11 protein-coding genes and 1 tRNA gene are annotated in these 11,925 nt (G+C 62.6%); 4 read left to right on the top strand and 8 right to left on the bottom strand.

Features of this window, described 5'->3' with window-relative positions:
• Positions 1-11: 11 nt before the first annotated feature.
• Genes citG through citC form a run of 6 tightly spaced genes read right to left on the bottom strand, consistent with a single transcriptional unit; the run spans position 12 to position 5,216 of the window.
• A complete protein-coding gene (citG, locus tag RE418_RS14885) occupies positions 12-896 on the bottom strand; it encodes a triphosphoribosyl-dephospho-CoA synthase CitG (protein WP_399675205.1) in 885 nt (294 codons plus the stop codon).
• On the bottom strand, positions 877-1,425 hold the full coding sequence (gene citX / locus RE418_RS14880) for a citrate lyase holo-[acyl-carrier protein] synthase (protein WP_049204979.1): 549 nt from the start codon (positions 1,423-1,425) through the stop codon (positions 877-879). Before citX ends, citG begins: the two co-directional genes overlap by 20 nt.
• Positions 1,426-1,428: 3 nt before the next feature.
• The gene (gene citF, locus RE418_RS14875) at positions 1,429-2,934 is read right to left on the bottom strand and encodes a citrate lyase subunit alpha (protein WP_060433538.1); all 1,506 of its coding nucleotides are present in this window, start codon (positions 2,932-2,934) and stop codon (positions 1,429-1,431) included.
• Positions 2,934-3,854 (bottom strand): citrate (pro-3S)-lyase subunit beta, encoded by a 921-nt coding sequence (citE, locus tag RE418_RS14870; protein WP_089181086.1) that lies wholly within the window; start codon positions 3,852-3,854, stop codon positions 2,934-2,936. The genes citF and citE overlap by 1 nt, the downstream gene beginning before the upstream one ends.
• On the bottom strand, positions 3,838-4,146 hold the full coding sequence (gene citD, locus RE418_RS14865; protein WP_060433540.1) for a citrate lyase acyl carrier protein: 309 nt from the start codon (positions 4,144-4,146) through the stop codon (positions 3,838-3,840). Before citD ends, citE begins: the two co-directional genes overlap by 17 nt.
• Positions 4,146-5,216 (bottom strand): [citrate (pro-3S)-lyase] ligase, encoded by a 1,071-nt coding sequence (citC, locus tag RE418_RS14860; RefSeq protein ID WP_154746495.1) that lies wholly within the window; start codon positions 5,214-5,216, stop codon positions 4,146-4,148. The genes citD and citC overlap by 1 nt, the downstream gene beginning before the upstream one ends.
• Positions 5,217-5,529: 313 nt before the next feature.
• Between citC and dpiA the strand changes: the two genes are divergently transcribed.
• The 4 genes from dpiA to RE418_RS14840 all read left to right on the top strand — a co-directional run bounded on the left by dpiA (position 5,530) and on the right by RE418_RS14840 (position 10,858).
• Positions 5,530-6,216 (top strand): two-component response regulator DpiA, encoded by a 687-nt coding sequence (gene dpiA, locus RE418_RS14855; protein ID WP_021505854.1) that lies wholly within the window; start codon positions 5,530-5,532, stop codon positions 6,214-6,216.
• 102 nt (positions 6,217-6,318) lie between these two features.
• Positions 6,319-9,408 (top strand): beta-galactosidase, encoded by a 3,090-nt coding sequence (locus tag RE418_RS14850; RefSeq protein ID WP_399675203.1) that lies wholly within the window; start codon positions 6,319-6,321, stop codon positions 9,406-9,408.
• Positions 9,409-9,522: 114 nt separating this feature from the next.
• A tRNA-Asn gene (locus RE418_RS14845) sits at positions 9,523-9,598 on the top strand.
• 294 nt (positions 9,599-9,892) lie between these two features.
• Entirely contained in the window at positions 9,893-10,858 is a 966-nt protein-coding gene (locus RE418_RS14840) for a sugar-binding transcriptional regulator (protein ID WP_089181089.1), read from the top strand.
• Positions 10,859-10,886: 28 nt separating this feature from the next.
• On the opposite strand, the gene hxlB is transcribed toward RE418_RS14840, so the two are convergent.
• Together hxlB and RE418_RS14830 are read right to left on the bottom strand one after the other, a co-directional pair.
• Positions 10,887-11,408 carry a 6-phospho-3-hexuloisomerase gene (hxlB, locus tag RE418_RS14835; protein WP_089181687.1) on the bottom strand — a complete coding sequence of 174 codons (522 nt, stop codon included), beginning with the start codon at positions 11,406-11,408 and terminating at the stop codon, positions 10,887-10,889.
• A gap of 53 nt (positions 11,409-11,461) precedes the next feature.
• Positions 11,462-11,920 (bottom strand): PTS sugar transporter subunit IIA, encoded by a 459-nt coding sequence (locus RE418_RS14830; protein ID WP_089181688.1) that lies wholly within the window; start codon positions 11,918-11,920, stop codon positions 11,462-11,464.
• Positions 11,921-11,925: the final 5 nt, after the last annotated feature.

Here is an 11,925-nt window from a genome sequence, read left to right as displayed (position 1 = left end):
AGGCTTGGTTATTATTCTTGGGCACCCAGCTGCGCCAGCAGCCAGGTCACTATCAACAGGTCGGCGCTGCCGCCGGGGCTGAGGTTACGGGCGATGCAGTCGGCATCGAAGCGTTGCAGGCGCGCCAGGCCCGCCTCCCCGGCCGAGCCGCCCTGCGCCAGCAGCCAGGCCGCCCGGCGCCGCAGCCAGCGCAGCCCGTGCAGGCCGCCGCGCGAGGCGACGTTGGTGTCGTCGTTGTGGGCCATCAGCCACAGCAGGCTGTCCAGCAGCGCCCGCTGTTCGTCGCCATCGGCGGCCAGCCGTTGCCGATACAGCGGCAGCGCGCCGTCAAGCACCAACCGAAAACCGGACTCCGCCTCGCCGCGTGCGCCGCTCAGCCCGTGCGCGGCGAACAGCCGCTGGCCGGCGGTCTGCCCGGCGTTGTTGCGCCGCAGCTCACGCTCCACCAGCCCCCTGCACATCGCCGCCACCTCGGCGCACAGCGCCTCCGCGCCGATGGCTTGCCCTTGCTGCTGCAGGCGGCCGAAGGCGGTGCACAGCAACCCGAGTGAGAACACGCTGCCCTTGTGGGTGTTAATGCCGCCGGTGGCGCGAAACATCTGGTTTTCGCAGGCCATGCCGAGCGGCCGCAGCCGCGCCAGCTGCTGCTCTGCCGGCAAAGCCGCGTCTTCCCGTCCGCGTTGGATAAAGCGCGGCAGCCACACGCCGATGGCGCGGGCGCTGCGGTAGAAGTACCCGAGATCCATGTCGCGGTGAGCGCCGGTGTTATGGCGATCCACCAGCCCCGGTTTGGGCGTGAGGTTGACCTCCACCAGCAGCGCGCGGAAAGCGGCGCGGGCGAAGCCGCAGGCCGGCTCGGTGTGACGGGCGGGTGGATTAATCGGCAGAGATCGCATCGTTGAACATCCTTTCCATTTCATGCAGCAGCTGCTCGCTGCTATGCCGCCGCTGGCGGGCGCAGATCTTGGCCGGTTGGCCGCACAACAGGCAGCGCCGTTCCGGCAGGCCGATGTCGCGGCGCGACAAAATGCGCCCCTGCGTATCCAGCACGTCGATATCCCACAGCCGGCCGATCGGTCGGCTCACCTCCAGCTGCATGGCGCAGTCTTTCACCCGCTGGGCATCGGCGCGCAGCGCCACAAACCCTTCGCAACCGGTGGCGAGCGCCAGCGCCTCGGCCTGCGGGCTGGGCCAACCCTGTTCGGCGCACAGCCGCAGCAGCGCCGCCCACCCCAGGTTGAAGATGCCGCGCGTCAACGCGCTGTCCTTCACTGGGCCGGGCACCACCAGCGTCAGCACCAGCAGCGTGCACTCGTGCTGCGCCAGCCACGCCTGCTGGCGCGCTTGGCGGCATTCGCGGCTGGTGAGCAGCGCCGGCAGGCTGACCGCGCGTTCGGCGGCCAGTTGGGGATCGACGGCGGCCATCGGTTACTCCGCCACCTGATGCACCACGTCGATCACCGAGCCGTCGCGGTAGCGCACCACCGCCACCACCTTGTCGGTAAAGGCGATCGGCTGCGGTTCGCCGGTCAGCTGCAGCGCGCGGGCGCGCAGCCAGTCGATGCTCACCACCTCGAGGCCGGCCTCCCGCAGGCGCTGCGCCAGCTCCGGCCGCGCCGGGTTGACGGCGATGCCGTGGTCGGTCACCAGAATGTCGATGCTGGAGCCCGGCGTGACGCAGGTAGTCACCTGCTCCACCAGCGTCGGGATGCGCCCGCGCACCAACGGCGCAACGATGATCGCCAGCCGCGCGGCGGCGGCGGTGTCGCAGTGGCCGCCGGACGCGCCGCGCAGCACGCCGTCGGAGCCGGTCAGCACGTTAACGTTAAAGCCGGTGTCGATTTCCAGCGCGCTCAGCACCACCACGTCGAGCCGATCGACCGACGCGCCCTTGGAGCTGAAGTTGGCGTACTGGTTGGCGCTGATTTCGATATGGCGCGGGTTGCGCGCCAGCGAGGTCGCCGCCGCCCGATCGAAGCTCTGCACGTCCAGCAGCTTGCCGATCAGCCCTTTCTCGTGCAGATCCACCATGGTCGAAGTGATGCCGCCGAGGGCGAACGCGGCGCGAATGCCACGGGCGCGCATCTTGTCCTCCAGGAACCGGGTCACCGCCAACGAGGCGCCGCCGGTGCCGGTTTGCAGCGAGAAGCCTTCGCTGAAGTAGCCGGAACCGGCGATCACCTCGGCGGCGCGGCGGGCGATCAGCAGCTCGCGCGGGTTCGAGGTCATGCGCGTGGCGTCAGCGCCGATCTTGTCGGCATCGCCCACCCGCTCCAGCTGCACGATCAGATCCACCCGATCCTGCGCCAGGCTGGCGGGATGATGCGGATACGGCACCAGTTGCTCGGTCAGCAGCACCACGGTGCCCGCCGCCTCGGCGTCCACCCGCGCATAGCCGAGCGAGCCGCAGCAGGCTTCACCGCTGTAGCCGTTGGCGTTGCCGAACTCATCGCAGGCCGGCACGCCGAGGAAGGCCACGTCTATCTTCAGCTCGCCGGATTCGATCAGGTTGACCCGGCCGCCGTGCGAGTGAATTTGCACCGGTTCCGCCAGCAGGCCGCGCGAAACCGCGTCCGCCAGCGGGCCGCGCAGCCCGGAGGTGTAAATGCGGCTCACCACGCCGTGGCGGATATGCTCAACCAGCGGCGCATGGCAGTCGGTCAGCGAGCTGGAGGCCAGCGTCAGGTTGCGGAACCCCATCGCCGCCAGCGTCTCCATCACCTGATTGAGGGTCAAATCGCCGCCGCGAAACGCATGGTGGAAGGAGATGGTCATGCCGTCCTGCAGCCCGCTGCGGCGCACCGCTTCCTGCAAGGAATCGCACAGCTTGAGATCGCGCGGTTTGCGCGCCTGCAGGTTGGCTTTGGACACGTCCTGATAGCCCGGCAGATCCGCCGGGTTGGCGAAGGTCATCAATCGTTGTTGGCGGTTCATCATGCTTCCTCCCCGTGCTGCGCCGGTTCTTCCCGCAAGCCGGACAGCGCGGCGCGCTCCAGCACCAGCCGGGCGCGTTCAATCACCGGGCTGTCGACCATTTTTCCGTTGAGCGACACCACGCCGCGCCCTTCCCGCTCCGCTGCTTCAGCGGCGTCCACCACCCGCTGCGCGTGCGCCACCTCTTTGGCGGTCGGCGCGTACAGGTTGTGCAGCAGCTCAATCTGGCGCGGGTTGATCAGCGATTTGCCGTCGAAGCCGAGCTGTTTGATCAGCGCCGCTTCCTGCAGGAAGCCGGCCTCGTTGTTGGCGTCGGAATACACGGTGTCGAACGCCTGAATGCCGGCGGCGCGCGCCGCCTGCAGCAGCGAGCAGCGGGCGAACAGCAGCTCAATGCCCTCCGGCGAGCGCTCGGTGCGCAGGTTGCGCACGTAGTCTTCAGCCCCCAGCGCGATGCCGATAAGACGCGGCGAAGCGTGCGCGATCGCCACCGCGTGGGTGATGCCCTGCGCCGATTCGATCGCCGCCAGCAGCCCGGTGCTGCCGACCGGCCGGCCGCAGGCCACTTCGATGGCGGCAATCTCGCGCTCCATGTCGACAACGTCCTGCGCGCTGTCGGTCTTCGGCAGGCGCACGATGTCCGCGCCGCCGCGTACCACGGCCTGCAGGTCCGCCAGGCCGTAGGCGGAGTCGAGCGCATTGACGCGCACGATGGTTTCCACCTCCTGATACAGCGGATGCTGCAGCGCGTGGTACACCAGCCGGCGCGCCGCGTCTTTTTCACGCAGGATCACCGAGTCTTCCAGATCGAACATCAGGGCGTCGGCCTGGTAGATAAAGGCGTTGCTGACCATCGCCGCGTTGGCGCCGGGAACGAACAGCATGCTGCGGCGCAGCCGGGTTTTATTCAGCGTTTTCATCTTTCGCCTCCCACGGCAGTTGGCCGCCCTCGCAGGCGCGCATCAGCGCGGTTTCCAGCCGGGCGCGCAGCACGCAGTCCAGCGCCCCCTTGTCGTCGACGATCACCTGCACCGGCTCCACCTCATAGCGCTGCAGCACCTCCAGCAGGGTGCGACGGATCGCCGTGCCGAACTGTTTTTCCACGCTGCTGGCGATCAACAGATCGTGCTGCGGCCCCTCGGCGGGCGCGATGCGCACCATGACATCGCTGGATTCCAGCGTGCCGGCCATTGCTTCTCGGATAATTTTCATCATTCACCTGATTGTGCGGACTCAAAAGGATGCGGGGCCGCCTTGGCCCGGCGCTGCGTTTGCAGATCCTGCAGGTAGTACAGGGTGTCCGGCGGCACCAGCGGCGCGGCGGCGTGGAAGTCCCCCGCCGCCAGCAGCTTGCGCACCCAGGAGGCGGAGATCGCCGTGCCCTGATATTGCAAACGCTCGATTTCCACCAGCGCGATCGGCGGGCTGGGCAGCGCCGGCGTTTCCAGCCAGTAACGCATGTCGCGGTTGTATTTCGCGGTCACCGCGCAGAACGGCTCGTTGCCGACGAAGCGGTGGGTGATGCCCAGCGCGGGCGCCAGATACTGGCGGAAGATCTTCAGATCGATTTCGGTGTAACAGTCGTCGGCCACGCCCTGATCCTTGATGAAGTAACAGGGGAAGGTGGCGCGCGAGATCACGTACTGCGAGCCTTCGTGTACCGTGAGGTTGGGAATATCGGCGGTGCCGGCCAGCACCAGCCGGCGCCGGTCTTCATAGCTGAAGCGCGAGGTGTTTTCCTTTACCAGAAACAGGTGCAGCCAGTCGCAGCGTTTGGCCGCCTGACGCACCAGATACTGATGCCCGCGGGTGAAGGGGTTGGCGTTCATCACGATGCTGCCGATGGTGTCGCCCGGCCGGCGCTGGCTCGCCAGTTGGGCGGCGTAGCGCTTCAGGCGACACGGGCTGTTTTCCATCAGCACCACGATGCCCGGCACGGTGGCGATCGGGTAGAAACCGCACTGGCGGAACAGCGGCTCGTTCTGCACCTTGGTGTAGATAAACAGCTGAGTGTGATGGCGCTCGTAGGCCAGGTTCACCAGCTCGGTCGCCAGCGCCAGCGCCAACCCTTCGCCACGCATCAGCGGACTGATGGCGACGCATTTGATAATATTGTCGGCGATACCGCCGCAGGCGACCAATTTTTCGTGCTGGGTAACGGTAATAAATATTTCAACCGTGGTGTCGATATTCAGATCGTTACTGCGCAAGAAGGCGCTTATTTCCGAAATCGCTTTATGATCCGATCGCTTTACCCGATTAAATACGGCATCGCCTAACATAACACGCTCTCTGGGTTAACTGACAAACAACAAATTAAATACAAAAAAGCATTTCAATTAACATCAACAAGAATAATTAAAACCTTAAAAACCATGGAGATAAACACCATCTCGCGTTCGATAAAGCAATGGTAAACAGAAAAAAAACGCCGATTATTGACCTATTTCACAAACCGATCCCGGTTAATAAGTTATTTAATGTTCTTTATTTGCTTAATTAATCTTATGGTGTTTATTATTGAGATAATCTTTATTTGGCGCCGCAATTTACTTACATTCATTTAGCATCTTGATTGCAATAGTAGGTTTCATTATGGAATGGCTGAACATCCTGATCGTTGAAGACGAAACGCCGCTGGCGGAAATGCACGCGGAGTTTATCCGCCAGAACGGCGGCTGCCGCCAGATTTGGCTGGCCGGCACCCTGGCACAGGCACGCGCCATGACCGAGCGCTTCAAGCCGGACCTGATTCTGCTGGACAACTTTCTGCCCGACGGCCAGGGCATCACCCTGCTGCGCGAACTGACGCTGAGCGGGTATCGCGGCGGCATCGTGTTCATCACCGCCGCCAGCGACATGGCCACCGTGGCCGAGGCGTTGCGTTACGGCGTGTTCGACTACCTGATCAAACCGCTGGCCTATGACCGGTTGAGCCAGACCCTGCAGCGCTTCAGCCAACGCCGCGAAGCGCTGAAGGACAAAGCGCGCCTCAACCAGCGCCGCATCGACGAGATGTTCAACACCTACGCCCGCGGCGAGCAGCAGGCGGCGCTGCCCGCCGGCATCGACGAGCTGACGCTGGGCAAGGTCCGCGCGCTGTTTGCCGAACCCGCCGCGCGCCACACCGCTGAAAGCGTTGCGCAAAAAATGGGGCTCAGCCGCACCACCGCGCGCCGTTATCTGGAGTTTTGCACCGCCGCGCAGCAGCTGCGCGCCGAGATCATTTACGGCAAGGTCGGCCGCCCGCAGCGGATCTACCGCGCCGGCGAACCGCATTAACGGTTATTTGATCGCCCTTGCAAGGTTGCGTGTAACCGCTTTACTTTTTATGCGCCTGTCAGCATCTTGGTGAGCATCACCTAGCCGACTGGACGATCGCCGATGCCCGCTGCGCCCCTTGCTTCCCTGACCGAGATCCTCGCCCGCCGTGACTGGCAAAACCCGGCCTGCACCCACTACCGCCGGCTGGACGCTCACCCGCCGTTCGCCAGCTGGCGCACGGTGGAAGACGCGCGCGACGATGCCCCCAGCGCCAGCCGCCGGTCGCTGAACGGCGAGTGGCGCTTCAGCTATTTCCCGCGCCCAGAGGCGGCACCGGAAGGCTGGCTGCAGCAGGATTTGCCGGACGCCGCCCCGCTGGCGGTGCCAGGCAACTGGCAGCTCGCCGGCTACGATGCGCCGATCTACACCAACGTGCGCTACCCGTTCCCGGTCGATCCGCCGCGCGTGCCGGAAGACAACCCGACCGGCTGCTACTCGCGCACCTTCAGCGTCGATCCGGCCTGGCTGGCCGCCGGCCAGACGCGCGTTATCTTCGACGGCGTCAACTCAGCGTTCTATTTATGGTGCAACGGCCACTGGGTCGGCTATTCGCAGGACAGCCGCCTGCCGGCGGAGTTCGATCTCAGCCCGTGGCTGCGGCCGGGTGAAAACCGGCTGGCGGTGATGGTGCTGCGCTGGTGCGACGGCAGCTATCTGGAAGATCAGGACATGTGGCGCATGAGCGGCATCTTCCGCGACGTCAGCCTGCTGCACAAACCCGCCGCGCACCTGAGCGATGTGCGCATCACCACGCCGCTGCATGACAGCTTTACCCGCGGCGAACTGGTGGTGACGGCGCGCGCCAACCGGCCCGGCCCGCTGCAGGTGCAGGTTCAGCTGTGGCGCGATGGCGCGCGGGTGGCCGAACGCACCCAGCCGCTCGGCAGCGAGATCGTGGACGAGCGCGGCGCCTATGACGATCGCGCCACGCTGCGCCTGCCGGTGGAACGCCCGGCGCTGTGGAGCGCCGAAACGCCCGCGCTGTATCGCGCCACCGTCGCCCTGCTCTCGCCCGAGGGGGAGATTATCGAGGTGGAGGCCTATGACGTCGGCTTCCGTCAGGTAGAAATCAGCGGCGGGTTGCTGAAGCTCAACGGACAGCCGCTGCTGATCCGCGGCGTTAACCGCCACGAGCATCATCCGCGCCACGGCCAGGTGATGGACGAGGCGACGATGCGCCACGACATCCTGCTGATGAAGCAGCACAACTTCAACGCGGTGCGCTGCTCGCATTACCCCAATCACCCGCTGTGGTACCGGCTGTGCGACCGTTACGGGCTGTACGTGGTGGACGAAGCCAATATCGAGACCCACGGCATGCAGCCGATGAACCGGTTGGCTGACGATCCGCTGTGGCTGCCGGCGATGAGCGAGCGCGTCACCCGCATGGTGCAACGCGATCGCAACCACCCTTGCATCATTATCTGGTCGCTGGGCAACGAGTCCGGCCACGGCGTAAACCACGACGCGCTGTACCGCTGGGTGAAAAGCCAGGATCCGACCCGCCCGGTGCAATATGAAGGCGGCGGCGCCGACACCGCCGCTACCGACATCATCTGCCCGATGTATGCGCGAGTGGATCAGGATCAGCCGTTCCCGGCGGTGCCCAAATGGGCGCTCGGCAAGTGGATCGGCCTGCCGGAGGAACAGCGCCCGCTGATCCTGTGCGAATACGCCCATGCGATGGGCAACAGTTTCGGCGGTTTCGAGCGCTACTGGCGCGCATTCCACCACTATCCGCGCCTGCAGGGCGGCTTTGTCTGGGACTGGGTCGATCAGGCGTTGATCAAACGCGACGAGCGCGGCGAAGAGTTCTGGGCCTACGGCGGCGACTTCGGCGACACCCCCAACGATCGCCAATTCTGCCTGAACGGGCTGGTGTTCGCGGATCGCACCCCGCACCCAGCGCTGTTCGAAGCGCAGCGGGCGCAGCAGCTGTTCCGCTTCGCCTTCGACGCCACCTCGCTGACGCTGACCGTCACCAGCGATTACCTGTTCCGCCACACCGACAACGAGCAGCTCAACTGGCGGCTGGAGCTGGACGGCGTGGAGCGCGCCAGCGGCAGCTTCGATCTGGCGCTGCCGCCGCAGGGCAGCACTCGCTTCACCCTGCTCGATCGCCTGCCGATGCTGCATCAGCCCGGCGAGCTGTGGCTGAACGTGGAGGTGGTGCAGCCGCAGGCCACCGACTGGTCCGAAGCGCATCACCGCAGCGCCTGGGATCAGTGGCGGGTGCCGCGCGCGCTGCATCCCGCGCCGCCGCCGGCGCAGGGCCTGCCGCCCACACTGACTGAAGACGAGCAGGGGCTGACGCTCACCCACGGCGACCAGCGCTGGCGCTTCGAGCGCAGCAGCGGCCACCTGACGCAGTGGTGGCAGAATGAACAGCCGCAGCTGCTGACGCCGCTGCGCGACGGCTTTGCGCGCGCGCCGATCGATAACGACATCGGCGTCAGCGAAGCGGACCATATCGATCCCAACGCCTGGGTCGAACGCTGGAAGCTGGCGGGCCTGTACCGGCTGGAGGAGCGCTGCACGCGGCTGCAGGCAGATGCGCTGCAAAACGGCGTGCAGGTGGTGAGCGAACACCAGTTCGGCGTGGACGAGGAGATTTTGCTGATCAGCCGCAAACAGTGGCTGTTCGACGCGTTGGGCGCGGTGAGCGTGAACGTGGAGGTCGAGGTGGCCGACGCCCTGCCGCCGCCGGCGCGCATCGGCCTGCACTGCCAACTGGCAACGGTGCAGCCGCAGGCGGAATGGCTGGGCCTGGGCCCGCACGAGAACTACCCGGATCGATGCCTGGCCGCGCAGCACGGGCGCTGGCGCCTGCCGCTGGCGGATCTGCACACGCCGTATATTTTCCCCGGCGAGAACGGCCTACGCTGCGACACCCGCAGCCTGCGCTACGGCGGCTGGCGCATCGACGGCCACTTCCACTTCTCGCTCAGCCGCTACGGCCTGCAACAGCTGATGACCTGCAGCCACCAGCACCTGCTGCAGCCGGAAGCAGGCACCTGGCTGCACCTGGACGGCTTCCACATGGGGGTGGGCGGCGACGATTCCTGGAGCCCGAGCGTGCACCGGGATTACCTGCTCACCGCCGGCGTTTACCGCTATCAGCTGCGCCTGCAGCGGGCGCTCGAGGGCTAAATCTGCCAAAAAACTCAACGGGTTGCGCATTCTGTAAGCAAACAGTCACAGAATGTGTAATCCGCCTTTGACATGCCGACGGCGCCTCGCTATTATTCGCCCCGTTCACACGATTCCTCTGTAGTTCAGTCGGTAGAACGGCGGACTGTTAATCCGTATGTCACTGGTTCGAGTCCAGTCAGAGGAGCCATATTTAGAGAAGCCCGCTCAGGGAAACCTGAGCGGGCTTTTTGCTGTTGGGATTTTGCATGGGTTCTGTCGGCGATGAGCGAGGGGTAGAAGTTGGTAGGGTTCTGATCCTTGCTGAACGCGCTGCGTCATATTTCCCAAAAGCCAACTTAGTGTTCTCAATCACAGATATGCAACGCCTCTCTCACTTGATGCAACCTTTTGAGCATATAAATGTATACTCTTATGAGTAGATTTTAGCTGGAAGAATTGAACGGATAAGGTCTGCCGTTTCAGCCCCAAAAGGATACATGACATGCCCAGAACCAAAGCCCCCTCTCGCTGGCAACATTCCGATCCCCGCTATCTCTATTCCTTGGTAGCCCGGCGTTACTTTGCGGAGATGAAAACCAAGATTGAAATCGCTGAAGAGCTGGGCGTTTCCCGTTTTAAAGTTGCCCGTCTGATCGATGAAGCCATTGAGCAAGAGTACGTCAAATTCGTGTTCCCCAAACAGCAAGCGCTCGATGAAGAAATTGCCGGAAACCTCTGCGAAAAATACCGCCTTAAAGAAGCTGTCGTCCTTCCTGCTTCTGAAACCTGGTCCACCCAAGAGCAGCTGAACGTCAAACTCGGGGGGATCACGGCGAATTATCTCAGTGAAACCCTCCAGGAGGGAATGAAATTTGGCATGGCTTGGGGACGGGTTTTGTCCAGCACCGTCAGTCAATTGGTTTCTTTACCCTCTCTGGATGTTATCCAACTCTCAGGTGTACATCCAGGCATAGAGTTCAGTCAGGGCCCCGTAGATCTCATTCATAAAATTGCGGCCATTTCGCACGGGAAGGCCCACCCGATGTACGTTCCAATGTGGGTCGATGACGAGAGTCTGGCGGAAAAATTAGCAGGCGATCAGGCCGTTCTGGACGCCCAGAAGTTTTACCCGCAAATGGACGTGGTGATCACCGGCATTGGTGCCTGGAAAACGGGTTCATCCAGTCTGTGCGATATTTTCCCAAAGTCCTGGCGTGATTCGCTGCTCGATCAAGATATCGCTGCCGATGTCTGCGTGACACTGGTCAACAGCGAGGGAGAGATCCTGGACAGTCCCATGAGCCGGCTGGGCTTTGGCATTACAACTGAACAGCTGAGAACCACGAAGAAATTGATCGGTGTGGCGGGCGGTGAAGAGAAGTATGAAGGGATTGTTGCCTCGTTAAAATCCGGGCTTTTGAAAGTGTTAATCACAGACTTTGATACGGCCATCAAACTTCTGGAGTGATGGCCGCACAACGAACTCCGCGCCGGCATTACTCAATGTCGGCGTGACGCGCTTTCATCGTCTGGTTTGTTTCATTAAGCTTTTCCATTAACCCCAACACAATGCTGTCGTACGTCAGCAGGCAAGCCTGCTCAAAGAGCGAGCCCATTGGCTGTAAACTGTCGCCGGCCGGAATGGTCAGCACATGATCAGCCAGCCCCGCCAGCGTTGAGCCTGGTGCCGCGGTGATCAGGGCGATCTGCACCCCGTTTTTCCTCGCAATGTTCACTTGATTAATCAGGCGCTGAGTCTCCCCAGAACCGGATCCCACAATCAACAAATCGCCTTCATGTGAATGAGGGGAACTGACTTCACCCACCACGCTGACTGACATCCCCAGGTGCATCAGTCTGTTCGTCAATGCATTAATCATCTGCCCCGAACGACCAGCCCCGGCAAGGAAGATGTGGTTCGCGGTGACGAGGGAATCAATAACGGCATTAAATTCTCGCTCATCGATTTTTCCAGCGAGCGAGGCTAGTTCGTTCAAAACGAGAGAGTAGTTTTTCATCGTGCAATTCTTCTGTAAAAAAGGCAGATACCTGCGTATCTGCCTCTTGTTTATCAAGATGCCGAAAGCATCTCTTCAACGTATTTTCCGACTTCGTGCGTTTTCAGGTTGCGGCAGGACTCAATGAACGACAGATCCTGGAAAAGCGTGAAAAGGCGACGCAGTACCGCCATGTGCTGATCGCTTGTGGCGAACGCAAGGTTGAACATGATGCCGCATTCAACGGTCAGATCCGCATCTTCCATCTGGCCGAAGAGCACGCCCTTGTCAAAACGAACGATACTGATGCTGTTGGTCTTCACCAGCGTGTAATCCGCATGGGGAATGGCAATCCCCTGCCCATTTGCCATCATCAACCCCGTCGGGTAGGTTTTTTCACGTACCAGACAGGCCTGGATATATTCCAGTGTGATGTAGTCTTTCTCCAGCAGCTTCTGGCCGGCAAACTCAATAGCAGCGCGCCAGTCAGCGATGGTTTCCTCAACGTCGTTTACCAGAATTTCGAGTTTCATCATTC

This window comes from Serratia sp. szju (genome assembly GCF_044594185.1).
In the GTDB taxonomy this organism is placed as follows: Bacteria; Pseudomonadota; Gammaproteobacteria; order Enterobacterales; family Enterobacteriaceae; genus Serratia; species Serratia bockelmannii.
The sequence above is the reverse complement of the archived record's forward strand: the minus strand, read 5'-3'. Positions and strand labels throughout refer to the sequence as shown.